At 67.9% G+C, this 25233-nt stretch carries 25 protein-coding genes; 7 read left to right on the forward strand and 18 right to left on the reverse strand.

Translation table 11 applies throughout. The annotated features are described in order from the left end of the window. Positions 1 to 20: 20 nt before the first annotated feature. The 5 genes from IQ458_RS09240 to purM are packed head-to-tail and all read right to left on the reverse strand — an operon-like array spanning position 21 to position 3740. Positions 21 to 704 (reverse strand): DUF3108 domain-containing protein, encoded by a 684-nt coding sequence (locus IQ458_RS09240; RefSeq protein WP_183643724.1) that lies wholly within the window; start codon positions 702 to 704, stop codon positions 21 to 23. Positions 705 to 716: 12 nt separating this feature from the next. Continuing rightward, positions 717 to 1436, reverse strand: coding sequence for a DUF3108 domain-containing protein (locus IQ458_RS09245; RefSeq protein ID WP_203322607.1), 720 nt, complete (start codon positions 1434 to 1436; stop codon positions 717 to 719). Beyond that, positions 1433 to 2101, reverse strand: a complete 669-nt coding sequence (gene purN, locus IQ458_RS09250) for a phosphoribosylglycinamide formyltransferase (RefSeq protein ID WP_203322608.1) — start codon at positions 2099 to 2101, stop codon at positions 1433 to 1435. The genes IQ458_RS09245 and purN overlap by 4 nt, the downstream gene beginning before the upstream one ends. After that, positions 2098 to 2718, reverse strand: a complete 621-nt coding sequence (locus IQ458_RS09255; RefSeq protein ID WP_203322609.1) for a DUF2238 domain-containing protein — start codon at positions 2716 to 2718, stop codon at positions 2098 to 2100. Before IQ458_RS09255 ends, purN begins: the two co-directional genes overlap by 4 nt. Before the next feature lie 5 nt (positions 2719 to 2723). Continuing rightward, on the reverse strand, positions 2724 to 3740 hold the full coding sequence (gene purM, locus IQ458_RS09260; protein WP_183644808.1) for a phosphoribosylformylglycinamidine cyclo-ligase: 1017 nt from the start codon (positions 3738 to 3740) through the stop codon (positions 2724 to 2726). 172 nt (positions 3741 to 3912) lie between these two features. Between purM and IQ458_RS09265 the strand changes: the two genes are divergently transcribed. From IQ458_RS09265 to hda, 3 genes are read left to right on the forward strand one after another with little or no spacing between them, the layout of a single operon-like run. Then, entirely contained in the window at positions 3913 to 4995 is a 1083-nt protein-coding gene (locus tag IQ458_RS09265; protein WP_203322610.1) for a DUF2066 domain-containing protein, read from the forward strand. A gap of 31 nt (positions 4996 to 5026) precedes the next feature. Continuing rightward, on the forward strand, positions 5027 to 6196 hold the full coding sequence (locus tag IQ458_RS09270; protein WP_203322611.1) for an AI-2E family transporter: 1170 nt from the start codon (positions 5027 to 5029) through the stop codon (positions 6194 to 6196). A gap of 1 nt (position 6197) precedes the next feature. Further along, on the forward strand, positions 6198 to 6917 hold the full coding sequence (gene hda, locus IQ458_RS09275) for a DnaA regulatory inactivator Hda (protein ID WP_203322675.1): 720 nt from the start codon (positions 6198 to 6200) through the stop codon (positions 6915 to 6917). A 165-nt stretch (positions 6918 to 7082) separates the two neighbouring features. Here hda and murU read toward each other — a convergent pair whose 3' ends face one another. Beyond that, positions 7083 to 7775: an N-acetylmuramate alpha-1-phosphate uridylyltransferase MurU gene (gene murU, locus IQ458_RS09280; protein WP_203322612.1), complete on the reverse strand. Its 693-nt coding sequence runs from the start codon at positions 7773 to 7775 to the stop codon at positions 7083 to 7085. Beyond that, positions 7772 to 8785, reverse strand: a complete 1014-nt coding sequence (locus IQ458_RS09285; protein ID WP_203322613.1) for an aminoglycoside phosphotransferase family protein — start codon at positions 8783 to 8785, stop codon at positions 7772 to 7774. The genes murU and IQ458_RS09285 overlap by 4 nt, the downstream gene beginning before the upstream one ends. Before the next feature lie 69 nt (positions 8786 to 8854). Between IQ458_RS09285 and IQ458_RS09290 the strand changes: the two genes are divergently transcribed. Continuing rightward, complete coding sequence (locus IQ458_RS09290; RefSeq protein ID WP_183643702.1) at positions 8855 to 10261, forward strand: mannose-1-phosphate guanylyltransferase/mannose-6-phosphate isomerase; 1407 nt, start codon at positions 8855 to 8857, stop codon at positions 10259 to 10261. Between the two features lie 4 nt (positions 10262 to 10265). After that, the gene (locus tag IQ458_RS09295; RefSeq protein ID WP_203322614.1) at positions 10266 to 11879 is read left to right on the forward strand and encodes a winged helix-turn-helix domain-containing protein; all 1614 of its coding nucleotides are present in this window, start codon (positions 10266 to 10268) and stop codon (positions 11877 to 11879) included. On the opposite strand, the gene IQ458_RS09300 is transcribed toward IQ458_RS09295, so the two are convergent. From IQ458_RS09300 to IQ458_RS09310, 3 genes are all read right to left on the reverse strand, one after another. Next, positions 11863 to 12990 carry a serine hydrolase domain-containing protein gene (locus tag IQ458_RS09300; protein WP_425504667.1) on the reverse strand — a complete coding sequence of 376 codons (1128 nt, stop codon included), beginning with the start codon at positions 12988 to 12990 and terminating at the stop codon, positions 11863 to 11865. The genes IQ458_RS09295 and IQ458_RS09300 overlap by 17 nt on opposite strands. Positions 12991 to 13156: 166 nt before the next feature. Further along, positions 13157 to 13426 (reverse strand): GlsB/YeaQ/YmgE family stress response membrane protein, encoded by a 270-nt coding sequence (locus IQ458_RS09305; protein ID WP_141453743.1) that lies wholly within the window; start codon positions 13424 to 13426, stop codon positions 13157 to 13159. A gap of 154 nt (positions 13427 to 13580) precedes the next feature. After that, positions 13581 to 15071, reverse strand: coding sequence for a M20 family metallopeptidase (locus IQ458_RS09310; protein ID WP_203322616.1), 1491 nt, complete (start codon positions 15069 to 15071; stop codon positions 13581 to 13583). A 243-nt stretch (positions 15072 to 15314) separates the two neighbouring features. Here IQ458_RS09310 and IQ458_RS09315 point away from each other — a divergent pair, with 243 nt between their 5' ends. Then, entirely contained in the window at positions 15315 to 15647 is a 333-nt protein-coding gene (locus tag IQ458_RS09315; protein WP_141453741.1) for a ComEA family DNA-binding protein, read from the forward strand. A 273-nt stretch (positions 15648 to 15920) separates the two neighbouring features. After that, entirely contained in the window at positions 15921 to 16526 is a 606-nt protein-coding gene (locus tag IQ458_RS09320) for a HutD/Ves family protein (RefSeq protein WP_328805142.1), read from the forward strand. On the opposite strand, the gene IQ458_RS09325 is transcribed toward IQ458_RS09320, so the two are convergent. From IQ458_RS09325 to IQ458_RS09360, 8 genes are all read right to left on the reverse strand, one after another. Further along, on the reverse strand, positions 16520 to 18151 hold the full coding sequence (locus IQ458_RS09325) for a sulfite reductase subunit alpha (protein ID WP_203322617.1): 1632 nt from the start codon (positions 18149 to 18151) through the stop codon (positions 16520 to 16522). The two genes, IQ458_RS09320 and IQ458_RS09325, sit on opposite strands and share 7 nt — an antisense overlap. Further along, positions 18148 to 19101, reverse strand: a complete 954-nt coding sequence (locus tag IQ458_RS09330; protein WP_235996719.1) for an FAD:protein FMN transferase — start codon at positions 19099 to 19101, stop codon at positions 18148 to 18150. The genes IQ458_RS09325 and IQ458_RS09330 overlap by 4 nt, the downstream gene beginning before the upstream one ends. Before the next feature lie 91 nt (positions 19102 to 19192). Beyond that, on the reverse strand, positions 19193 to 19999 hold the full coding sequence (locus IQ458_RS09335; protein WP_203322619.1) for a DUF4198 domain-containing protein: 807 nt from the start codon (positions 19997 to 19999) through the stop codon (positions 19193 to 19195). A 65-nt stretch (positions 20000 to 20064) separates the two neighbouring features. Continuing rightward, entirely contained in the window at positions 20065 to 20583 is a 519-nt protein-coding gene (locus IQ458_RS09340) for a DUF2271 domain-containing protein (protein WP_183644799.1), read from the reverse strand. 34 nt (positions 20584 to 20617) lie between these two features. Further along, on the reverse strand, positions 20618 to 21259 hold the full coding sequence (locus tag IQ458_RS09345) for a PepSY-associated TM helix domain-containing protein (RefSeq protein ID WP_183643687.1): 642 nt from the start codon (positions 21257 to 21259) through the stop codon (positions 20618 to 20620). A gap of 103 nt (positions 21260 to 21362) precedes the next feature. Then, positions 21363 to 23696 carry a TonB-dependent receptor domain-containing protein gene (locus tag IQ458_RS09350; RefSeq protein WP_328805145.1) on the reverse strand — a complete coding sequence of 778 codons (2334 nt, stop codon included), beginning with the start codon at positions 23694 to 23696 and terminating at the stop codon, positions 21363 to 21365. A gap of 215 nt (positions 23697 to 23911) precedes the next feature. After that, positions 23912 to 24340, reverse strand: a complete 429-nt coding sequence (locus IQ458_RS09355; protein ID WP_183643680.1) for a hypothetical protein — start codon at positions 24338 to 24340, stop codon at positions 23912 to 23914. A 149-nt stretch (positions 24341 to 24489) separates the two neighbouring features. After that, positions 24490 to 25179, reverse strand: coding sequence for a Fe2+-dependent dioxygenase (locus IQ458_RS09360; protein ID WP_183643677.1), 690 nt, complete (start codon positions 25177 to 25179; stop codon positions 24490 to 24492). Positions 25180 to 25233: the final 54 nt, after the last annotated feature.

The raw sequence follows: 25233 nt of genomic DNA on the forward strand, positions 1-25233 counted from the left end.
TTTCTGCCTTGAAGCCAGGCTCAGCGCCAGGACTTGATGGTCAGGTCGATGGAGTCCTGACCATTCTCGCGCTGCAGGATGCGCGCCGGAACCGGCATGTTCGGCACCACCCAGACGATCATCTGCTTGTTGCCGTCGGTGCGCACCAGCTTGGTCGCCTCCTGGGACTTGCCGGCCACGGTGATCTGCTCCTTGCCGGCGACCTGGTAGCTCATCGGCTTGGCGCGGCCGTTTTCGACCATGCGGTAGCGCAGCGGCTTGCCGGCGGCGACGTCGCGCACGATCGCCAGGTTGACCAGCAGCGCGTCCATGTCGCCGGGCTGCAGCTTGAGCGGTCCGGCGCGGTCCGGCTTGATGTCGCCGGTCCAGGTGGCCTGCGACTTGCTCCAGTCGTAGACCGTGTCGACGGACTTCTTCTTGACCAGGATGCGCGAACTGTCGCTGCTGGACAGCGGGCGCAGGCGACCGTTCTGTTCGTCGAACACGGTCTTCTGGCTCAGGTCGACCAATTGGTTGCGGATGCTCAGGCTGTACTGCCAGCGGTTGTTGCCCTGCGCGGCAACGCTCATCTGGCCTTCGCCGAGCATGCCCAGCGCGCTCGCCTGGTACTGCGCGGTGAAGGCATCCACGGCCCACGCCGGTGCGGTGGCCACGGCCAGCACCAGGGCCAGCGCCGGCATGCGGAAACGGAGGAGGGGAGACATTTTTTTCATGGCTTACGGTACTCCTTGGTACTCGACCAGGCGCAGATCCAGTTTGTCCTCGCCATCCTCGCGCTGGAGGATGCGAATCGGCGTCGGAACGCCCTGGGCCACCCAGAAAATGGTTTCGTCGTTGCCGCCATTGGTGCGATCCACCCGCATGGCGTCATAGCTGAGATCGTCCACCGCGACGATTTCCGTCTGCGGCGCGACCGCGTACCGATAATCGCGGGTCTTTCCGAAATCGACCACCCGGTAGTTCAACTGGCGGCCGGGTTCGGCATCGCGGATGACCGCCAGGTTGACCAGCAACGCGCTCATGTCGCCAGGCTGCAGCGGCACGGGCGCGCGGCGGTTCTTCTTCAGATCACCCTGCCATTGGGCCGATCGCGTGCTCCAATCATAGACACCGACCACTTTCTTGCCGGTGAAAAGCGCGCTCTGGGTTGTGGCCTGGCTGAGCGGGCGGAAGTCCGTGCCGACCGTGTCGAACAGGGTGCTCTGCTGGATATCCAGTCCCGACAGCCGGGCCAGGCCGCGGGTACCGCGCACGCCCAGATCGACCTGCCAGCGGTTGTCACCGGCCACCTGCGCCACCTTCATGGTCGCGCTGCCGGCCAGCTTGCCGGCGCGATAGGCGTCGTAGGTGGCCACGAACGGCTCCAGCGCCCACGTGGGGGCGCCGATCAGCAGCAGGGTGGCCAGCAGCATTGCGCGGGTCGGAAGCGGCGTCATGTCGCGAAGGGGAGGGTCAGTTGACCGGCAGAATCTAGGGACAGGGGTTTTAATAAGGGCTGACCATCCAGCCAGGCTTCGTCTCCCTGTTCAGTGAGACGGCCGGAAACCGCCAGCGCGGCCACCGCCGCCAGCAGCGCGTGTTCCCTTGGCAGCAGGCGGGCGGCCAGGTCCTCGGGCTTGTCGCCCGGCAGCACGGGAATGACCGCCTGGGCGATCACCGCCCCGGCGTCCAGTTCCGGCACCACCCAGTGCACGCTCGCGCCATGCTCGCGATCGCCGGCTTCCAGGGCGCGCGCGTGGGTGTGCAGGCCACGGTACTTCGGCAGCAACGACGGATGGATGTTGAGCAGGCGGCCGCGGAAGCGGCTGATGAACGCTTCGCCGAGGATGCGCATGTAACCGGCGCAGATCACCCAGTCGGGCCGCACCGCCTCCACCGCATCGGCCAGCGTCGCGTCGAAGCCGGCGCGGTCCGGAAACCGGCGCGCGTCCGCGCTCCAGCGCAGCGGTTCCGGCACGCGTTCCAGCGCCGCCGCCCTGGGCCTGTCGGAGAACACGCCCACGATGCGGGCGTCGAGCCGGCCGGCATCGATGGCGTCCAGCAGCGCCTGCAGGTTGCTGCCACGGCCGGAGACCAGGATGGCGATGCGGTTCTTGCTCATGGATGGACCGGTTCCCGGCGTTCGCGCCGCATCAGTGGCCACGTCGCCAACGCGCCGAGGGTGGCAAGCAGCATGTCGGCGTGGGCATCCCAGACATCTCCCTGCTGGCCGTTGTAGGACTCGGCGGCTTCCGGCGAGAGCCCCAGCGCGATCGCCCATTCCAGCCATTCGTACAGCAGGCTGGTGCACATGATCAGCATCACCGCGATGACGAAGCCCTGGCCGGCCGCCAGCGGCCAGCGCTGGCGCAGCCAGTGCCACACCGCCGGGGTGAAGCAGATGCCGTAGAGCAGGTGGATGAGGCGATCGAAATGATTGCGTCGCCAGCCGAACAGTTCGCTCAGCGTATGCCCGGTCAGCGCGTGCGCCCACGAATCGTAGGGCACGTTGGAATACAGCCAGCGCGCGCCGATGCAGTGCAGGGCGATGAAGAAGCAGATCAGCGCGAAGTGCGAGGTGCGCATCGGCCAGCGGCGGTCATGGAGCCACAGCCAGACCAGCCCGACCACGGTCAGGCTGCTGTGCAGCGCCTGCTCGAACGGCCAGCGCGGCGCGATCCAGCTGAGGGCGAAGATCGCCAGCGCCGTGGCGAAGGCGATCCGCTTGCCGGGCTGCATCGGAATCAGCCGATGGACACGCGCTCGGGGCCGCCGGCGGTGGTCACTTCACCAATGCGCCAGTTCGGCAACTGCAGGCGGGCCAGGTCGGCTTCCACCGCGGCGGCATCGCCGGGCGCGACCACCAGCACGAAGCCGATACCGCAGTTGAAGGTACGCCACATTTCGTTGTTTTCCACCGCACCTTCGCGCTGCAGCCAGTCGAACACCGGCGGCAAGGTCCAGGCGGTGGCGTCGATGCGCAGGCCCAGGCCGTCGGGAATGACGCGGATGATGTTCTCGGTCAGGCCACCACCGGTGATGTGCGCCATCGCGTGCATGTCGTGTGTCTTCAGCAGTTCCAGCACCGGCTTGACGTACAGGCGGGTCGGCGCCATCAGCGCATCGACCAGCTTCACGCCGCCCAGATCCAGATCGCCCGGACGGCCGGCGCGATCGTAGATGCGCCGGATCAGCGAATAACCGTTGGAATGCGGGCCGCTGGAGGCGATGCCGATGAGCAGATCGCCGGCGCGCACCCTGGCGCCATCGAGCAGCTTCGACTTCTCCACCGCGCCGACGGTGAAGCCGGCCAGGTCGTATTCGCCCGGCGGGTACATGTCGGGCATCTCGGCGGTCTCGCCGCCGATCAGCGCGCAGCCGGACAACTCGCAGCCCTTGGCGATGCCGCCGACCACCGCGACCGTGGTCTCCACGTCCAGCTTGCCGGTGGCGAAATAGTCGAGGAAGAACAGCGGTTCCGCGCCCTGGACCAGCACGTCGTTGACGCACATGCCGACCAGGTCGATGCCGATGGTGTCGTGGCGGTTCAACTGCTGGGCCAGCTTGAGCTTGGTGCCCACGCCGTCGGTGCCCGACACCAGCACGGGCTCCTTGTACTTGCCGGACAGGTCGAACAGCGCGCCGAAACCGCCCAGGCCGCCCATCACCTCGGGGCGGAAGCTGCGCCGGACCAGCGGCTTGATGCGTTCGACCACCTCGTTGCCGGCGTCGATGTCGACCCCCGCGTCGCGGTAGGTCATCGGGGTGGAGGCGGGAGGCGTCGGCTGGGTCACGGGCATGCATCGGAAGGGCAAGGCGCGTGATTTTAAAGGAATCCGTGCCCGGTTCGGACGTTCCCTGAACGGCTGGCGTTGGCGCCGGGCATCCATTCGGGCAACAATTCCCTCGATTTGCGGAGCACAGGGACGCTCGATGCGCTGGATGAGAGCTTTCGTATTCGCCGCGGCCACGCTGGTGGCCGCCTCGTGGACGGCCATCCCGGCCCAGGCCCAGAGCGGGCTGCGGACCGAGGGGGACGTCGCCGCCGCGCGCGGCACCTACGAGGCCGAGGTGCCGGTGAACGGGCAGGGCGAGGCCGAACGCAATGGCGCGTTCGCGCGCGCGCTGGGCCAGGTGCTGGCCAAGATGTCCGGCGACCGCGCGGTGACCGGCCGGCCCGGCGTGGGCCAGGAACTGCGCAATGCGCGCAACCTGGTCGACAGCTACGACTACCGGCAGGACCAGGGCACCTCGCCCAGCGGCGCGCCGACCTTCCGAACCACTTTGATCGTCCGCTTCGATCCCGAAGGCGTGGACGGCATGGCGGCCGTGCTCGGCCTGCCGGTATGGCCGCAGCCGCGGCCCAAGCCGGTGGTGTGGCTGGCCATCAACGACGGCAGCGGCCCGCGCCTGGTGGGCCTGCAGCAGGCCAACGCGGTGCGCCCGCTGCTCAGCCGCGCGCAGGATCGCGGCTACAGCCTGGGCCTGCCCACCGGCAACGCCGCCGAGCAGGCGCTGGTGGGCGCGATCTGGCGCCAGGACACCGCCGCCGTCGCCCGCGCCTCGTCCCGCTACAGCCCGCCGATGCAGTTGATCGGCAAGCTCTACCGCGCCAAGGGCGGCTGGACCGCCGACTGGGTGTTCGTCGACGGCGGCAAGGTCCTGTCCACCTGGTCGACCAGTGACACCGACGCGCGCCGGGCCATGGCCGGCGGCGCGGACGGCACCGCCGATGCGTTGGTCAAGCGCTACGCCAAGCGGGGCACCGCCGGTCCGGCCGGTACCTACCGGGTGGTGTTCGCCGGCATCCGCAGCACCGACGATTACCTGCGCCTGATGGGACAACTGCAGAAGATGGCGGTGGTGCGCCGGATCACCCCGGTGCGCGCCAGCGGCGACACCCTGGAACTGGATCTGGAACTGATTTCCGGCCTGTCCGGTTTCCGCCGCATGCTGGGCGACGACAGCCCGCTGGTCGGCGGCGAAGGCGAACCGCCGGTGTTCCGCCTGAAGTAACTCCACCCGCACCCACAGGACGTTCATTCGCATGGATCTTTCTTCCACTCCGGTCGGCACGCTGGCGAGGCGCTGGCAATGGCTGCTGATCGCAGCCATCGTCGGCTGGGTGATCTACCTGCTGGCACCGGTGCTGACGCCGTTCGTGTGCGCGGCGCTGCTGGGGTGGCTGGGCGATCCCTGGGTGGACCGGCTGGAACGCACCGGCCGCTCGCGCACGACCTCGGTGGTGCTGGTGTTCACCCTGATGTTGCTGTTGCTGGTGCTGGCGCTGTTGATCCTGGTGCCGATGCTGGAACGGCAGATCGTGACGCTGGTGGAATCGCTGCCGGAGTATCGGGACTGGTTCGTGCAGCGCGCGCTGCCGTGGATCGAACAGCACACCGGGCTGGAACTGGTGGCCTGGCTGGATCCGGACCGGATCATGGAATGGCTGCGCGGCCACTGGCAGCAGGCCGGCGGCGTGGCGGCGACGTTCTTCGGCTACCTGTCGCGCTCGGGCTTCGCGATGATGGCCTGGGTGGCCAACATCGTGCTGCTGCCGCTCCTCACCTTCTACTTCCTGCGCGACTGGGACAAGCTGGTCGAACGCGTGGCCGCGCTGATACCGCGCGATCACGTCGCCACCGTGGACCGGCTGGCGCTGGAATCCAACGATGTGCTGGGCGCGTTCCTGCGCGGACAGTTCCTGGTGATGCTGGCGCTGGGCGCGATCTACGCGGTGGGCCTGTCGGTGGTGGGACTGAAGCTGGGCCTGCTGATCGGCATCATCGCCGGCCTGATCAGTTTCGTCCCGTACCTGGGCACCGCCACCGGCATCGTGCTGGGCGTGATCGCCGCGCTGGTCCAGACCGGCGGCGACTGGAGCCTGGTGGCGCTGGTGCTGGTGGTGTTCGTGATCGGCCAGATGCTGGAAGGCTACGTGCTGACCCCGCGCATCGTCGGTGATCGCATCGGCCTGCATCCGGTGGCGGTGATCTTCGCGATCATGGCCGGCGGCCAGCTGTTCGGTTTCCTCGGCATGCTGCTGGCGCTGCCGGTGGCGGCGGTCGCCAACGTGCTGCTGCGCTATGCGCATGAGCGCTACACGCAGAGCAAGCTTTACGCGGGCGACCATCCGACCATCCTGCTCGACTCCTACGTCGACAAGAACGTGCTGGACGAGGACGCCGGCGACAAGCCGAAGACGGAAGACAAGTGAAGTGAGCCGCTCCTCGTCTCCCGGCGGGCTGACGCCACAGCTGCCGCTGGCATTGCGCTATCCGCCGGATCAGCGTTTCGAGAGTTTCATCGGCGCGCCGGAAGGTGCGCTGGCGCAGCTGCGCGCGCTGGCCGAGGGTAGCTCGACCGACTGGCTGTACCTGGGCGGCGCGCCGCGGACCGGCAAGACCCATCTCTCGCTCGCGCTGTGCGCGCATGCCGAACAGAACGGCGCGCGTGCCGCGTTCCTGCCGATGGCCGCCGCCGCGGGCCGGCTGCGCGAGGCGCTGGAGTCGCTGGAAGGCCATGACGTGGTGGCGCTGGACGGGCTGGACCTGATCGCGGGCAACCGCGAGGACGAGGTCGCGCTGTTCGATTTCCACAACCGCGCGCGCCCCGCCGGCATCCGTGTGCTGTACACCGCGCGTGACGTGCCCGCCGAGATCGGGCTGGTATTGCCGGACCTGCGCTCGCGGTTGTCGCAGTGCACGCGGGTGATGCTGGTGCTGCTGGATGACGACGGGCGCCGCGAGGTGTTGCGGGAACGCGCGCAGCGACGCGGCCTGGTGCTGGAGGATGCGGCCATCGATTGGCTGCTGACCCGCACCGATCGCGATCTGGGCCGCCTGGTGACGGTGTTCGAGCAGTTGGATCGGGCGTCGCTGGCGGCCCAGCGCCGGATCACCGTGCCGTTCCTGCGCAGCGTGCTGGAGCTGCGCTGAGCATCGCGCGCGATGGGTCGGCGTGACGGTGCGCCGCCGTTCCCTCCACTGGTGAAAAAATAGCCAACCGGCTTGACACGCCCGCCCCGTGGGGCGGTCCGTCACTTATCCACATCTTTGCCGGTTTTTCATCCACACCGATTGTGGACAATCCTTCGACGCCGTTCAGGCGCGCAGGGACGCATCCAGTTGCGCCAGCCGCTCCGGCGTGCCGACGTCGGTCCAGCGCCCGCCCCAGTACTCGCCATGGATGGCGCCCTCGGGCATGTGCGCGCGCAACAGGTGCACGAGCGCGAAGCGCGGCGGCATGCCGACCTGATCGCCAACAATCGCGTTCCAGTCGTCGAGCAGGGTGGGGCGGTAGACACCCAGGCCGGCATAGGTCAGGCGTCGTGCGCCGTCGTCGCGGATCGTGCCGTCGTCCTCCAGCGTGAAGTCGCCGCGGGTCTTGTGCGCGGGTGTATCCACCATGACCAGGTGTGCCAGTCCGTCCGGTTCGGCGGGCAGGCGGGCGAAGTCGTAATCGGTCCAGACGTCGCCGTTGACCAGCAGGAAGGGCTCTTCGCCCAGCAGCGGCCGCGCGTGCAGCATGCCGCCGCCGGTTTCCAGCGGCGTCGGCCCCTCGTGCGACCAGTGCAGCCGCAGTCCCCAGCGCCCGCCGTCGCCCAGCGTGCGCGGAAACTGTTCGGCGAGCCAGCTGATGTTGATCACGACATCACGGATGCCCATCGCCGCGAGCTTTTCCAGGTGCCAGACGATCAGCGGCTTGCCGCCGGCTTCGAGCAAAGGCTTGGGCGTGTGATCGGTCAGCGGGCGCATGCGCTCGCCCAGTCCGGCGGCGAAGATGAGCGCCTTCATGCGGCGTCCCTTGCCCGCATCGCGGGCTTGATGCGCCGTTCCAGCAGATCGCCCAGTTCCGCCAGTTGCGGGTGGCGGGGCAGCACCTCGTCCAGGAAGGCGATGAAGCGTGGCGCGTCGTGCAGGTAGCCGGTCTTGCCGTCGCGGTAGTGCAGGCGGGCGAAGATGCCGAGGATTTTCAGGTGTCGCTGGATGCCCATCCAGTCGGCGTCGCGCAGGAACACCGCGAAGTCGCCCGGCACCGGAATGCCTGCTTCCAGCGCACGCGCGTGGTACTGGGCCAGCCAGCCATCGACGCGCTCCAGCGGCCAGCTGAGGAAGGCGTCCTTGAACAGGCTGACCGGATCGTAGGCCACCGGCCCCCGGATGCAGTCCTGGAAATCCAGCACCGCCGGCAGCGGCCGGGTAGGCATCAGGTTGCGCGGCATGAAGTCGCGATGGGTCAGCACGCGGGCCTGCCCGAGCGCGTTGTCCATCAGGCGGCGCTGCGCCAATTGCAGCCGCTCGCTTTCATCGCAGTCGAGGGTGATGCCCAGGTGGCGGCCGAGGAACCATTCCTCGAACAGGCCGGCGTCCCGTTGCAGCAGCGCCTCGCCGAACTCGCCGGCATCGGCTGGCGGCGTGATCGCCTGCAGCTTGATCAGTTCGCCGATGGCCAGGCCGAACCACTCGTCGGCGCTGTCGGCGTCGATGGTCTTGACCAGGGTCGGCCCGCCCAGATCCTCCAGCAGCAGGAACCCCGACTCCACGTCGCGCGCGAGTACCTGCGGCACCCGCACGCCACCGGCCTCCAGCAGATCGCGGACCCGCAGCCAGGGGCGGACATCCTCCAGTCCCGGCGGCGAATCCATCACGATCCGGCTGGGCTCCACGCCCCGCGTGCGCCAGTAGGTGCGGAATCCGGCGTCCACCGAAGCCCGTTCCAGCGCCAGTCCGGGCGCGTCCATGGCGGCCCTCGTCCAGGCGAGGCGTTGCGTGGCACGGACGTCGTCGTGCGTCTCGGGGGGCATGCGGTGTCCAGACAGGGGTGGTTGCGGACTAAAGGGTAAACTGCCGTCCTCATTTCGTGCGAGAGCTCCATGGCCATACTCCAACCTGTCCTGCTGTCTGGCGGCTCCGGCACGCGCCTGTGGCCGCTGTCGCGCGAAGCCTATCCCAAGCAGTTCCTGCCGCTGGCCAGCGAACGGACGATGGTCCAGGACACCTGGCTGCGGATCGCGCCGCTGGCGACAACCCCCCCGATCGTGGTGGCGAACGAGGAGCACCGGTTCCTGGTCGCCGAGCAGTTGCGCCAGATCGGTGCGCCGGCGCCGCACATCCTGCTGGAGCCGGTGGGGCGCAACACCGCGCCGGCGATCGCGGCGGCGGCATTGCAGGCGATGGCGGAAGGTGCGGATCCGATCCTGCTGGTGCTGCCGTCCGATCATGTCGTCCGCGATGCGGAAGGCTTCCGGCGTGCGGTGGAGGCGGCGATGCCGGCCGCCGGGGACGGTGCGCTGGTAACGTTCGGCATCGTGCCCGACGCGCCCGAGACCGGTTTCGGCTACATCCATGCCGAGTCCGGCGAAGGCCTGCGCAAGGTGTCGCGTTTCGTCGAGAAACCCGACGCCGCGACCGCGCAGTCGTACCTGGATGACGGTGGCTATTACTGGAACAGCGGCATGTTCCTGTTCCGCGCGAGCCGCTACCTGGAGGAACTGGAACGCTTCCGTCCCGACATCGTCGCCGCGGTGCGCGCCGCCTTCACCGAGGCCCGGCAGGATGGCGATTTCGTACGCCTGGACAAGGATGCGTTCGCCGCCAGCCCGTCCGATTCCATCGACTACGCAGTCATGGAAAAGACCGCGCATGCGATGGTGCTGCCGGTGGACATTGGCTGGAACGATGTCGGCAGCTGGTCCGCGCTGTGGGACGTCGCCGAGCGCGATGCCGGCGGAAATGCCCACCATGGCGATGTCATCGCGGTCGACACACGCAACAGCTATGCCTACGCGCAGCGTCTGGTCGCGCTGGTGGGCGTGGATGACATCGTGGTGGTGGAAACCGACGACGCGGTGCTGGTCGCGCGCAAGGACCGCGTGCAGGAAGTGAAGCAGGTGGTCGCGCAACTGAAGGACGGCCAGCGCAGCCAGGCGGTCCTGCATCGTGAAGTGCATCGCCCGTGGGGCAGCTACGATTCGGTGGACATGGGCCAGCGCCATCAGGTCAAGCGGATCAAGGTCAAGCCCGGCGCCAAGCTGTCCCTGCAATCGCACGCGCATCGTGCCGAGCACTGGATAGTGGTCAAGGGCGTGGCGCGGGTGACGCGCGACAATGATGTGTTCGAGCTGTACGAGAACCAGTCCACCTACATTCCGATCGGCGCCAAGCACCGCCTGGAGAATCCAGGCAAGGAACCGCTGGAACTGATCGAAGTGCAGTCCGGCGACTACCTGGGCGAGGACGACATCGTCCGCTATTCGGACATCTACGGGCGCAGCGAGTAATCCCGTGGGCGACCCCACGCGCTTCCGCCTGGAGGATCTGGCGATCGACCTGGAGCGCCAGCGCGTCGAGCGCGCCGGCGAGGTGCTCAATGTTGCCGGACTCAGTTTCCAGCTGCTGCGTTACCTGGTGCTCCAGGGCGATCGGGTGGTGGGTTTCGACGAGCTGATCGAGCGGGTCTGGGCACCGGCCGTCGTCAACGAGGAAACCGTGACTCAGCGGGTGAAGCTGCTGCGGCAGGCACTGGGCGACGATGGACGACAGCCGCGCTACCTGCGCTCGGTGCGCGGACAGGGTTATCAACTGTGCGCGCGGCCGCAGCCGCTGGACGATGACGTCGAGCCTGTCCCGAAGGCATCGTTCGCCGCGTCCCGGCGGTGGTCGCGGGCGGCGGTGGCGGTAGTGGTCGTGACGGCGGTTGCCGTGGGCCTGGCGATCGCCTGGACGGCCGGCGACGCGGAGAAGACAAAAACCAATGCGATGGCGTCCTCTGTCCCCTCCGGCGCATCGGGTACCGCCAGCCTGATCGAGCGCGCCGACTACTACGCCGGCATCGGCCAGCGCGACAACAACGAGCGCGCCATCGAACTGTACGAGCGCGCCTTGCAGGAACAACCGGACAATGCCCGCGCGCTGGTCGGCCTCAGCAGGAGCTACGGCGCGCGGGTATGCCTGTTCAATTTCCCGCCCGAATGGGCCGCGCGCGCGCAGCAGCTGGCCGAACGGGTCATCCATGCGCATCCGGACCAGGCGGCGGCCTACGCCGCGCTCGGCTATTCGCATGACTGCCGCGGCCGCATCGACGAAGCGCTGGCCGGTTACGAGCGCGCCGTCGCGCTGGATCCGGCCGCCGATGGCAGCCGTGCGTCGGCCGCGTATCTTTACGATCGCAAGGGACGTCTGGCCGATGCGCTGATCGCCAACACGTCGCTGCGCGGAGATCCGGCGCGGGTGCGTTTCCTGCAACTGCAGATCGCCAACAACCTGGACCTGCTTGGCTATCCGCAGGCGGCCGAGACGCGGTACCGGCAAAGTTTCGAGCTGTACCCGGACAATGTGTTCTCCAACCTCGCCTGGCCGCGCTACCTGTTCCGGCATGGCCGCCTGAGCGAGGCGCAGGCGGCATTGGATGTGGCGCAGAAGCGGGGCACCGCGCACGCCGACCTGCATCTGCTGGCCGCCGAACTCGCGCGCCTGCAAGGCGATGCCGCCACCGCCACCGGCGCCTACCAGGAAGCGGTGGCGCTGCGGCCGCAGTCCAGCCTGCCGACCACGCTGGCGCGCATCGACGCCGGTCGCGTCGATGCCGCCTGGGCGCGTGCGCGGGCGGAAACCCTGGCGGCGGAACTGGACGCCGGCGCCGGTTACCCCTCCGACTGGCTGGAGGTGGCGCTGCTGCGCGATGCCGGTGGCGACCGCGCCGCCGCGCTGCGTGCGCTGCAACGCGCGATAGACGCGGGTTACAGCGACGCCGACTACCTGCAGGTATCGCCCCTGTTCAAGCCGATGGCGGACGAACCTGCCTTCGCCCGTGGCATCGATGCCATCCACCGGCACAACGCCGCCGAACGCGCCAAGGTGCCGCCGGCGTTGCTGGTCCGGCTCACGGCATCGCCGTAAGCACGTAGTCGCCGAACATCCGCTGCGACTGCGGGTGCACGTCGCGCTGGTTGAACGAGGTGCGGGTGATCACCGCCACCAGTTTCTTCTCGGGAACGATGAACACGTAGTTGCCGCCATTGCCCGACATCGTCCAGGCCGGCGGTTCCCGCCCGTCGCGGGTGAAGCGGAAGCGCCAGAACTGGTAGCCGTAGTCGGCGTCCTCGCGGGCCTGCGCATGCACGGTCAGGGCCTGCCGGATCCAGTCGGCGGAGATGACCCGCTTGCCGTTCCAGATACCGCCGGCGGCCACCAGTTGGCCGAGCTTGGCCAGATCGCGGCTGCGGTAGCGGGTGCCGCCGCCCCCCATGCCCACGCCCTCGCTGGAACGGTTCCATTGCACCTGGCTGATGCCCAGCGGACGCTCGAGGGCTTCCGCGGCGAAAGCGGCCAGCGGCTTTCCGGTGGCGCGCTCCAGCACCGCGCCGAGCAGGAAACTGCCGGCGGTGCAGTAGGAGAACGTGCGCCCGTGCGGACTGTCCTCAGGCCGCTTCACCCACGGCGCGTAGCCGCGCAGCGGCAGGTCCAGGGCGAATCGGGTCCAGTTCTCGCTGACGTACATGCGTTCCTCGTTGCCGGAGGAAAACGGGTTTTCGTCGTCGCAGTCCCAGGCCGAACTCATCGTCAGCAGGTCTTCCACGGTGATCGCCTGCTTGCGCGGGCCATCGTGCTGCCAGGGCGCCAGGTCGCGGAAGTAGTCATGCACGCGCGCCCGCGCATCCGGAATCAGGCCGCGATCGATGGCCGCGCCGACCAGCAGCGCGGTCACGCTCTTGGTCGCCGAGCGGGTGTCGTTGAGCACGTCGGGACCGCCGCCGTTGAAGTAGCGCTCATAGAGCAGGTGCCCGTCCTGCGCGACGAGCACGCTGGTGACGCCCGGAAAATCGCCGCGGGCGATGGCGGCTTCGAGCGCGCCGAAGCGCTCCAGCTTCCAGCCCTGTCGGGCGGCGTCGGCCACCGCCCAGCCGTCGCCTGCCGACGCGGGGGCACGGTAAGGGGGAGTGGCCGGAGCGGCCCAGATGGGCGCCGGCGTGGCGAAGGCCAGGCAGGACAACAGGATCAGGCGGGACAGGGACGGTGACATGGCGCGGCTCCTTGGGTTGGGAGCCGGATTGCACGGTGTCCGCGGATGAAGCGCCTGAAACCCGAATGAAGAATTGTGAAGCCGGCGGTTTCCACGTCATTTCCCAAGAAGAAGCCCCGCCGGAGCGGGGCTTGGGAATGTCGTCCGGCAGGGCTCAGGCCCTTTTCTTCTTCGCCAGGCCGTAGATGAAGAGCAGGATGATCGCGCCGACCACGGAGGCGATGAAGCCGGCAGGTTCCTCCGGTCCGTACCATCCCAGTGCGCCGCCGACGAAACGAGCGAGCAGTGCCCCGGCCACGCCCAGCACGATCGTCCAGATGAGGTTGAGCTTGTCGTCGCCGGGCTTGATGGCCCGGGCCAACAGGCCGGCCAGGAAGCCGATGAGCAGGGTCCACAGGATGCCGCCACCAAAGATCTGTTCCATCTGAACACTCCGGTCGGAAAAAGTGGGGGGTGTCCGCAGGGTAACCCAAGCCATGCCCGACGCACATCCGTCCCGCCCGGCCGCGGTCAATACGGGCGAAAACGAAAAGAGCCGGGACGACCCGGCTCTTTTCCCGTACCCGCGTGTGCCCGCGTCAGCAGCAGCCGTGATCGCCGTGCTGGTCGCCGCCGGCGACGGCCGCCACGCCGGTGGTCTCGCCACGCACGCTGGCCGCGTGATGCTCGGCGATGACCCGGGCCACGCACGCGGTGACCTTCTTGCCCATCGGGATGTGCAGGAACTCGTTGGGGCCATGGGCGTTGGAATGCGGGCCCAGCACGCCGGTGATCATGAACTGCGCACCCGGGAATTTCTCGCCCAGCATGCCCATGAACGGGATGGTGCCGCCTTCACCCATGTACATGGCCGGCGCGCCGAAGAACTCGCGGCTGGATGCGTCGATCGCCTTCTCCAGCCACGGCGACATCGCCGGGGCATTCCAGCCGGTGCTGGCCTTCTCCAGATCCAGGCTGACCTGGGCGCCGTTGGGCGGATCCTTGAGCAGCAGCGCCTTGAGCAGTTCACCGGCACGCTTGCCGTCCAGGGTCGGTGGCAGGCGCAGCGACAGCTTGACCGAGGTGTGCGGACGCAGCACGTTGCCGGCCGACGACAGCGGCGGCATGCCGTCCACGCCGGTCACCGACAGCGCCGGGCGCCAGGTGCGGTTGAGCACCAGTTCGGTCAGGTCCTCCGCCATCGGGGTCATCCCGGGCAGGAACGGGAATTTGTCGAACACCGCCGTGTCCAGCACCCGCGCGGCTTCCTTCGCCTGGGCCAGGCGATCGCCCGGAATCTCGACCTGCAGGCCCTCCGGCAGGATCCGGCCGGTGTTCTCGTCCTCCAGCCGCGACAGCAACTGGCGCAGCAGGCGGAAGCTGGACGGCACCACGCCGGAGGCGTCGCCCGAATGCACGCCTTCCTCCAGCACCTTGACCGTGAAGTTGCCGCCGGCCAGGCCGCGCAGCGAGGTCGTGCACCACAACTGCTCGTAGTTGCCACAACCCGAATCCAGGCATACCACCAGCGATGGCTTGCCGATGCGATCGGCCAGGTGATCGACGTAGGCCGGCAAGTCGTAGCTGCCGGATTCCTCGCAGGCTTCGATCAGCACCACGCAGCGCGCATGCGGCACGCCCTGGGCCTGCAGGGCCTGGAGGGCGGCCAGCGAACCGAAGATGGCGTAGCCGTCGTCGGCGCCGCCGCGGCCGTACAGGCGATCCCCCTTCAGCACCGGTGTCCACGGACCCAGGTCGGCATCCCAGCCGGTCATTTCCGGCTGCTTGTCCAGGTGTCCGTACAGCAGCACGGTATCGGCGCCGGTGTCCGGGCCGCTGGCGGGAATCTCGATGAAAATCAGCGGGGTACGGCCTTCCAGCCGGACCACTTCCACCTGCATCCCGGGAATGGCCTGGGCGCGCGCCCAGTCTTCCATCAGGCGCACCGCCGCATCCATGTATCCATTGGCCACCCAGTCCTTGTCGAACATCGGCGACTTGTTCGGGATGCGGATGTATTCGACCAGCTGCGGAACGATGTCGTCGTCCCATTTCTCGGCGACGTAGCGGTCGACCTTGGCGGTATCCATGGAGTCTCCAATCGGTACGGAATCAGACGCCCATTCTACGCATCCCCATGGGGTAGGAATTTTCCTACATGACACTGCGGGGTTTCCCGGCAGCTTTTGACGGTGGCGGGCGATATGTTTTGCAGCAGTGGCGGATGAGACTGTTTCCGCCGGCCAACGAAGCGATTCGACGCCGGCAGGAGCCACAGGGGACAAAACCTCTGTACGAAAGGAATCACCCATTTGCCACAAGGAGAGTTGCCCATGAAATCGCTGAGCACCGTGTTGAAGTCGGTTGCCCTGTCGCTGGTCCTGGCCCTGAGCGCCCACGCCGCCGACAAGGTGAACATCAACACCGCGGATGCGGCCACGCTGCAGACGGTCCTGATCGGGATCGGCCAGGCGAAGGCGGAAGCCATCATCGAGTACCGCAAGACCAACGGCCCGTTCAAGAGTCCCGAGGAGCTTGCGATGGTCAAGGGCATCGGTTTGAAGACGGTGGAACGGAATCGCGAGCGGATCGAATTGCGTTCCTCCGCCGAGCCGGCCAACAAGCCGGCGACGGCTGCACGCCCGGCACCGGTCACCCGGCGCTGACGGCAGCACGAAAAACCCATGCCGTGGTTTCTGCAGGATGCAGATCGACCCGGCTGACGGGGCAGGATGCCAGGGGACAGGCACGGATGCCGACAGGGATGTACCCATTTCGTATCGGCGTGCAGGACGCACGGGAACAGGAGCAGGCAGGACGCCTGTGATCGGCAGGAGCCGACAGGGATGTATCCATCGCCCGGACATGCAGGGAGCATGTCCGGGCGATGCTTTTTGGGGCGTTAGAATCCGGTTCCGGCCTACAGCGAAGCAGCCATCGTGTCCGAAGCGCGCGTCATTCCCGCCAACGAGTACCGCAGGACCCGCTGGAAGAACGGCCAGGGCTGGACGCGGGAAATCCTGCGCATGCCCGACAGCGACGATTGGACGTGGCGGCTGTCGATTGCGGAGATCGAACAGGACGCCGCGTTCTCGTCGTTTCCGGGCATCGATCGCGAGCTGATCCTCCTGCAGGGAAATGGGCTGCGGCTGGCGTTCGCGGAGGGCGAACAGGTCGAACTGGAACCGCCGCACGGCCGGATTCGCTTCGCCGGGGAACGCGAGGTGACCGGCTACCTGCGGGACGGATTCACCCACGATTTCAACCTGATGTGGAAGCGGGATGTCGTGGATGCCGAACTGCTGCACCGTCCGCTGGTCGGCTCGATGCTGTTCTTCGTGGATGCCGATACCACCTGGGCCATCCACCTGTTAGCCGGGCAGGCGGAATTCGAGGCGGCGAGTGGCTTGCCGCCGCTGTTTGCCGGAGACACCGCGCTACTGCCCGCAGGTCCGGAACGCCGCCGTTTCGCCCTGCAGGGCGGGGGAGAGCTGCTGGCCGCGCGCGTGTCGCCGGTGAAGCGGAGCGCCTTGACGGATCAGTAGACGTCGCGGCGATAGCGGCCGGCCAGGCGGAGTTCCTCCAACCGCTCCGCGCCGAGCGCATCGTTCAGGGCGGCGTCCACGCCCGGGGCCATGCCCTCCAGGCTGCCGCAGACATAGATCACCGCGCCATCGTCCACCCAGCGCCGCAGTTCGTCGGCGACCTCGCGCAGGGCGTGCTGGACGTAGCGTCGCTCGGGCTGATCCCGCGAGAACGCCAAATCCAGGCGTTCCAGCGCGCCTCGCGCCTGCCAGTCCAGGATCTCGTCGCGATGGAAGAAATCGTGCGCCGCCTGGCGTTCGCCGAACACCAGCCAGTTGCGTTGCGCCTTCGCCGCCACCCGAGCCTTCAGGTGCGCGCGCAGGCCGGCGATGCCGGTACCGTTGCCGATCAGGATCATTGGACGATCGTTGCCGGGTGGATGGAAATTGGCGTTCTCGCGGACGCGCAGGGCAATCGTCCCGCCGAGGGCCGCGTGATCGCACAGCCAGCCGCTGCCCAGCCCGGGTCGTCCATCCGGACGCCGCATGCGCCGGACCAGCAATTGCAGGCTGCCATCGGCGGGAATCGAGGCGATGGAGTACTCGCGGTGCGGCAGGGCGGTGAGTTCCGCGATCTCGGTTTCGGGCGCGTGGCCGCGCAGCGTTTCCGGATCCGGCAGATGGACCTGGGCCAGGACGTCGGCAAGCGGTTGGCGCGTCCCCTGCCATTCGACCGGGCGTTGCGGATCCCAGCCCACCGCCTGGACGAAGGCGCCCACGGCCGGCAGCGGATTGCGCGGACCGATTTCGGCGATGTCGCCGGCCTGCCATGCCGGAAACGCGCCGGTGGCCGGGCGCAGGGCAATGTGGAACGCCGCTTCGCCTTGGCTGCCGGGATTCAGCACGCGCCGATCGGCGAGAATCCAGTCCTCGTAGCGCGGCCGATCCCAATCCGGCAGTTCGGCCACACCGCCCAATTGACCCAGGTGATGCTGCCAATGACGCAGGGCGCTTTCGTCGGCATTGTCGACGTCCACGCGGTCAAACAGCGGTTGCGCGCCGTGCTGGCGCAACCAGTCATCGAGTTGATGACCGAAGGCGCAGAACTGCGCGTATTCGCGATCGCCCAGCGCCAGCACGGCATAGCGCAGGCCGTGCAGGGAAAGCGCCTGCGACATGATCCGGCGGACGAAGCCCAGCGCGTGATCGGGCGGATCGCCTTCGCCGGTGGTACTGACCACGAACAAAATCCGCCCCTGCGCGAGATCGCCGGCCTGCAGCGTATCGATTGCCTGCGCGCGCGCGGCGACGCCGGCGGTGATCAGGCTGTCGGTCGTGCGCGTGGCCAGCACGTGCGCGAAACCGGTCTGGCTGGCGTACACCACCCGCAACGCATCCTGCGAGGTATCGACGGCGGCGCCGCGATCCTGGCGACGGTGCCGCGCGGCCAGCCATGCCCATGCGCCGACGTAGGCCAGCAGCGCCGCGCCCGCGCCGAACCAGCGGCCGCTGCGCGGCGACGCCGGCCACCAGGTTTCGCCCTGCAGCAGCGCCATCGCCGCCACGATGGCGAGCAGGGCAAGCAGGACCGCGGCATTGCCCAGCCAGGCGAAGGAAACCGGCGAGGGAGAGGACTGCGCGCTCATGCGGCGAGATGCGAGGCGAACCGGCTGCTGGCCCGTTCCGCCAGCGTGTCGCCCTCGCGGACGATGAAGCGCGCCGCGATCCCGCGCCGTTCGGCCAGCGCCAGTCCCGCGTCGGCTCCGAGCACGGTCAGTGCGGTGGCCCAGCCATCGGCTTCCATCGCGGTGGGTGCCAGCACGGTGACCGCCGCGCGCGCGCTGGACACCGGCTTGCCGGTGCGCGGGTCGAGGGTATGCGTGTAGCGTTCGCCGGCCTGTTCGAACCAGTGCCAGCGATCGCCCGAGGTGGCGACCGCCCGTTCGTCGATGATCGCGATGCGTGGCTCCAGGCCGGCGGCTTCCTCCTCGTCCGGCGAGGATTCGATCAGCACCCGCCAGTGCTCGCCATCCGGCTTGCGGCCATAACCGAAGAGTTCGCCGCCGACTTCGACCAGAGCGGCGGCGAAACCGCGCGCGCGCAGGGTTTCGGCCACCGCATCGACCGCATGGCCCTTGGCGATGGCCGACAGATCCAGTTGCACGCCACCGGGCTGCAGCAGGCGCCGGTGGTCGGTCTCCAGCACCAATCGCCGCCAGCCGACCTGTTGCCGGGTCGAATCGCGGCGGTCGTCGTCGGGAACCGTGCGGGATTGCGCATGGGCGCCGAACCCCCACAGTCCCACCAGCGGCCCGACCGTGGGATCGAAGGCGCCTTCACTGGCCTCGGCGATATCCAGCGCGCATCGCAGCACGGTGAAGAACGCGTCCGGAAGCACCTGCCAATGCCCGGCCTGCGCGCGGTTGAAACGGCTGATGTCCGATTCCGTTTCCCAGGTACTCATCTGCGCCACCACGCGATCCAGTTCGGCCTGGATCAGCGCGTGCAGCGCATGCAGATCCTCGCGTGGCGACGCGACCAGCCGGACCGACCAGTTCGTGCCCATGGTTTCGCCATGCAGCGCGTGCAGCGCCATGTCCGGAGCGGGGAAGGACGGGGGAGACACGGAGGGAAAAGGGGAACTCATGACCCGCGGCGCGTCCCGGGGGACGCGCCGGTCTTGGTGATTACTGCGGCAGGACTTCGAGCGTGGCCACGTAGCTGAGGCGGCGCTGCTTGGCCTGCGGCAACGAGGTCTTGTCGTCCTGCGCGGTGGTTTCCAGCCAGTACATGCCGGCTTCCGGCCAGGTCACGCTGAACTCGCCGTTGGCATCGGTGGTGATCTTGATCTCGTCCTGCGCGTTGCGATAGCGGGTGCCGCCGCGGGTGATCTCGAACTCCAGGCCCGAGGCCGGCTTGCCGTCCTTGAGCATGCGGAACTTGGCCGGCTCGCCGGCGAACAGATCGTTCGGATGGGTGACCGGCACCAGTTCCAAGCCCTCGCCGCTGGTCTTGAGCGCGGTGTCGTTGGGCGAGCCGTTGGTCACGAAGGTCTCGATGCGGCCGACCGACTGCGAAACCTGCAGGTTCTTGGCGTCCTTCGGCACTTCGGTGGCGAAGGTGGCGGGAGTGCCGCGCCAGCGCTTGGGCTTGCCGTTTTCTTCCCAGGTGCCGAACAGGCCGCTGTTGACCACCGCGATGCGGTAGGTGCCCTGCTGCTTGAGCTCGACGTCGAACACGGTGCGGTACTTGCCGGTGGCCAGGTTCTGCGCATCGACCTTGCTGCCATCCGGCGCGGTGATCGCCAGGCCCTCGGTGCGCAGCGGCACGTGGTTGAAGTAGAACAGGTCGTTGGACACCGCGGCGTCCACGGTGATCCACGGATTCTGGCCGGCGATCACCGTCTGCGACGGCTGCAGCCAGGCCTTGTGCGCGAACGCGCTCAGCGGCAGTGCGGACGCCAGCGCGATGGCGAGGGTCAGGGAACGCTTCATCGGTTTCTCCAGCTTTTCGTCGGGTATGGGAAGGGGCGGATGCATCGGCATCCGCGCGGGATTGATTACGGCTTGACGGTCAGGGTGACGGCGCCCAGTTCGCTGCTGCCCTGGGCCTTGCCGCTCTGCGCGGCGCCCTTGGCCGGCCAGGTGAAGGGAATCTTCAGCAGTTCGCGGCCGCCGACTTCGCGCGCGGCTTCCACCACCAGCGTGTACTGGCCCGGTGCCAGCTGCGCGAGTTGCGGCTGCTTGTCGGTGAACTTCAGCGCGTGCTTGCCGACCGGGCGGGTCGGGCCGGTGACGCCGTCCACCGGCACCTTCAGGGTGCGGCCGGACTTGCGCCACCACTGCCGCATGTCCGGCAGCCACTTGGTGCCGTGGCCTTCGGCGGTATCGCGCTGCTGGTACCAGACCGACAGGTTGGCGGCGACTTTCTGGTCGGCGCCCTCCAGCCAGATCGCGACGTAGGGCCGGTGGTACTCGGCGACGTTGAGCTGGGGCACTTCGACGTTGATGTTCAGTTCGCCGGCATACGCCGGAACGGTCAGCAACCCGCTCAATGCGAACGTCAGGGTCAGGGACACGGTGGTCTTGGTCATGGGCGGGCTCGTCGAAGGATCAGTGGATGAAGATCAGGGCCAGCAGCAGCGGCACCACCAGGCCCAGGCCGACCATCGGCCAGGTCAGGCGGCGCTGGCGCGCGTGCAGTTGCAGCAGGAACAGGCCGGTGATGCAGAACACCAGGCAGGCGATCGCGAAGATGTCCAGGAACCATCCCCACGCCGCGCCGGCGTTGCGGCCCTTGTGCAGGTCGTTGAAGTAGGACACCCAGCCGCGGTCGGTGCTTTCGTATTCCACCGAGCCGGTTTCGCGATCGATGCTCAGCCAGGCGTCCGCGCCCGGGCGCGGCATCGAAAGATAGATTTCCACGTCCGACCACTCGGCCTGGCGGCGGCCGATGCCGACGGAGAACTCGTCGCCCAGCCAGGTGGCGACCGGAGCGGGCAGCGGCGCATTGCCTTCCTGGCGGCTTCCCAGCTTGGCCAGCAGCGCGGGCGGCAACTGCGCCTGCCGGTTGACCACCTCGGGCTTGGCCTCGATTTTCGAGGCGTGATTGAGGGTGATGCCGGTAGCCGCGAACAGCAGCATGCCGATGAGGCAGATCGCCGAACTGATCCAATGCCATTGGTGCAGCGTGCGCAGCCAGTAACCCCGGCGCTGCTGCTGGCTGGTGACGGATTGTGCGGGCGCTGGGCTCAAGCGGGCGGGACGGGTCGAAGGAAGGGAGAATTAGACCACAAATGAGAATGCCTCTCAATTGAGGTGGCCGGCCCGCCGATGGGCGGACCGTCCGGATACCGCGTCAGAAGCGCAGGTTCAGCGACACCCAGAAACTGCGGCGCTGTTCCTTCACTGCGTAGTCGTCCACGCAGCTGTACTCGCTGTCGCTGATCAGCAGGCAGGATTGGGACACGAAATCCTTGTCGAACACGTTGTTGACCCGGGCATTGATGGTCAGCGCGTCGGTGGCCTTCCAGCTGCCGCCCAGGTGGAACACGGTGTAGTCCTCGTAATAGCGAACGTTGGAGACGGTCGCGCCGTTGACCGAGGTGACCACGGTGTCGCGATAGCGGTCGTAGCGACCCTCGCCGATCAGCGACAGGCTGAGGGCGTCGCTGATCCGCCAGTTCAGGCTGGCGTTGGCCATGTGCCTGGCCGGGTTGCCGGCGATGGGCATGCCCTTGGCCGCGCCGCTGGTCTGCTCGGACTTGGTGTAGGTGTAGTTGCCGCGCAGCTCCAGGTTGTCCCGCAGGTCCACGTGCGCGGCCAGTTCGACGCCGCGGGTCTCGGCCTCGTCGATGTTCACGCTCTGGCTGAAAGTGCTGTAGCCCAGTTCGGCCCAGCCGGGACCGACATCCACACAGTAGCCGCTGCCGGCGGGCGCGACCTCGCAGTTCGGGAAGGTGCCGCCGCTGGCGATCTTGTCTTCGAACTTGTTGAAGAAGCCGGTGATGTTGAAGCCGAAGCGGTCGCCCTCGTAGTAGGCGGCCAGCTCGTAGTTGGTGCTGGTCTCGGGCTTCAGGTTCGGCGAACCGACCAGCGGCAGCACGCCCTGGCCGCCGAAGCCGGTCACGCCCGGGAACAGTTGATCCGGGCGCGGCGTCTTGTAGCCGGTACTGACGCCGCCCTTGACCGTCCAGGCGTCGCTGGCGTTCCAGACCAGGTAGGCGCGCGGACTGACATGGCTGCCGAACACGTTGTGATCGTCGTAGCGCACGCCCAGCGTGGCGGTCAGGGTGTCGGTGAACGACCAGTTGTCCTCGGCGAACACCGACCACATCCGGTGCTTCTGCTTCACGCCGTCGCGATAACCGCCGCCGTCCATGCCGAACACGCCGTCGGTCATGTCGGTGTCGTTGTACTGGCCACCGACGGTCAGCTTGTGGGCGCCGAAGGTCATGTCGAGCATCGTGTCCAGCACGTAGCCTTCCAGCTCCATCGTGCGCAGCGGGCGCGGCAGGAACGCGGACAGGCGCGCGCGCTCGGCGTCGTTGAGCACGCCCAGGTTGCCGTTGGCCATGTTGCAGCGGGCGGCCTGGCCGCGACGTGCGCAGACATCGTTCCACAGCGTCTGCAGGTTGGCGCGTTCTTCCAGCGTCAGCGGCAGCGAGCGGCCGAGGTTGTTGCTCGTGGCGTGGGTCAAGCTGGTCTGCCAGGTGCCGAAGTCATAGCGGCCCTGGTGGGTCAGTGACAGCTGATCGCGCTCGTAGCGCTGCCATGCGGTATAGCCGACACGCGGCTGCACGACGCGACGGCTGACCGTGCCCGGACCATCGGGATTGGGAAGGGTGGCGTTGCCGCTGCGCCACAGGCTTTCCAGGCTGTCCAGGGTGCCGGTCTGGCCCTTGCGGTTGTCGTACTTCTGCCGCGAGATGTCGTAGTCCAGCCAGAAATCATTGTGCTCGTCGAGGCTGAAGTCCAGGCGCACGCCGGCGTTCCAGCGGGTGTTCGCGACCGCCTTGCCGCCGCCGCCGAAGCCCAGCGTGCGTTCCCACATCGAACCGTCCGGCAGCGGCAGCGCCGGCCACTCCGGGTTCGACTCGTCGGTGTCGTACCAGCTGCCGCGCACCGCCATGCCCAGCCGGTCCTTGACCAGCGGACCACTGAGATAGAGATCGGTGGTGCGTGCGTCGCCGAACTGATCTTCCTGCTGGATCGTGAAGCCCTGGGTGATCGAGCCGCCCCATTCTTCCCTGTTGCGGCGGGTGATAATGTTGATCACGCCGCCCATCGCGTCGGAGCCGTACAGCGTGGACATCGGGCCGCGGACCACTTCGATGCGTTCGATCGCGTCCAGCGGCGGCACGTATGCAAACTGGCCGCCGCCGAAATTGTTCGGGTAGAGCTGGCCGACGTTGCTCTGGCGACGACCGTCGATCAGCACCAGGGTGTACTCGGAGGGCATGCCGCGCATGCTGACGGTGGCCGCACCATTCTTGTCGGTGGTTTCCATGCCCACATCGATGCCTTCCACATCGCGCAGTGCGTCGATCAGGCTGGTATAGGGGCGCTGGCTGAGATCCTCGCGGGTGACCACGCTGATGCTGGCCGGCGCGTCGACGATTTTCTGCTCGAAGCCGGCCGCGGTGACGACGACGGTGTCGAGGGTGTTGGGCCGGTCGGAACCGTCGGGCATCTGCTGGGCGACAACGGGTGCGGAAAGGGAAAGCAGCAGGCAAGCGGCGAGCCGGTTGCGGCGGGGGGAAAGCGGGAAGCGGGGCTGGGTCATGGTCGTCGGACAGGCATGTGGTTCCCTCTCCCGCGAAGGAGAAGGAAGGGACTGATTGGGAGAAGGCGCGGTGCGGACCGCAGACGTGACGGCGGATATGACGCGTCTGGCGCGTCAGCCGGTCAGGCGATCTGGAGCAGCGAAGCCAGCACGGGAGGCGCCTGGCCGCGATGGCGCTGGCATGGCGGCGCCGGCTTGCTCGGCACGCGACCGGAAGTGCGCAGGCATGCGCCGCCGGAAGGCGGTTGCCTGGACAAGGAGAATGCCAGGACGGGGAGGAGTTCCCTCGGCGTCGCCACCGGTTCCGGTTCGGCGTGCTGGGAAACCGGCTGCAGGGTGACGCGCCGTTTCTTGGCCGGCTGATCGTCATGGCGCCCCGCATCGGGCGCTCCATCTTCCGGCGCCTGCTGGAGCATTCCGACGGGACTGGCGCGGTTGTCCCAGTGGCCGAAACCATGCGGACGCTGCCCGGCCATGGCGCCGAAGTGCAGGGTGGACAGCAACAGGCATACGGAGGCCAGCACGGCCAGCCACGCCGCACGCGGACGCACCTCGCGGCGCGACCGGCGGGATTGGACAGCCTGGCGGATCGCCTGGAACAGAAACTTACCCCTGCATGGATGGCCGCCCCAAGGGGACGGCAAGCGCAGGGATTTTAATGAGAACCATTATCAAATGCAAATGAGAGGCATCTTGCCGCTCATGTTTCGCCCCAGCGCCGCAGCAGGTTGTGGTACACGCCGGTCAACCGGACCACCGCGGCGTTGTCCGCGCCGGTCTGCCGCAATGTCTCCAGCGAAGTATCCATCTCGAACAGTAGGCGCCGGCAGGCGTCGTCGCGCACCATGCTCTGCACCCAGAAGAACGAGGCCAGGCGCGCGCCACGCGTCACCGGCTGGACCTTGTGCAGGCTGCTGGACGGATACAGCACCATGTCGCCGGCGGGCAGCTTCACTTCGTGCTCGCCATAGGTGTCGCTGACGATCAACTCGCCGCCGTCGTATTCGCCGGGCTCGCACAGGAACAGCGTGCAGGACACGTCGGAGCGCACCGCCTGGCTGCGGCCATCCGGGGTCCGGGTGAGCATCACCGAACCGTCGATGTGGAAGCCGTATTCACCGCCGCCCTGGTAGCGGTTGAAACGCGGTGGTACGACGTGGAGCGGCAGCGCCGCGGCGAAGTACAGGGGATTGCGTTCCAGCGCGGCCAGAATCCGCTGGCCCAGTTGTTCGCGCAGCGGCGAGGCGTCCGGCAACTGCTCGTTGCGCTTGACCTGCGCGCCCTGGACGCCGACGGTCTCGCGGCCGTCGGTCCAGTCGGCCTGGTCCAGCGCCTGCCGCATCGCCATGACCTCCTGTGGGGCGAGCACCTGGGGAATATGCAGCAGCATGTCTTGCTCCTTGGAGGAAAACGGGGAGGCGCGCGCCTCCCCGCCACGACCGCG

The sequence above is a fragment of the Pseudoxanthomonas beigongshangi genome (assembly GCF_016820515.1).
Lineage (GTDB): Bacteria > Pseudomonadota > Gammaproteobacteria > Xanthomonadales > Xanthomonadaceae > Pseudoxanthomonas_A > Pseudoxanthomonas_A beigongshangi.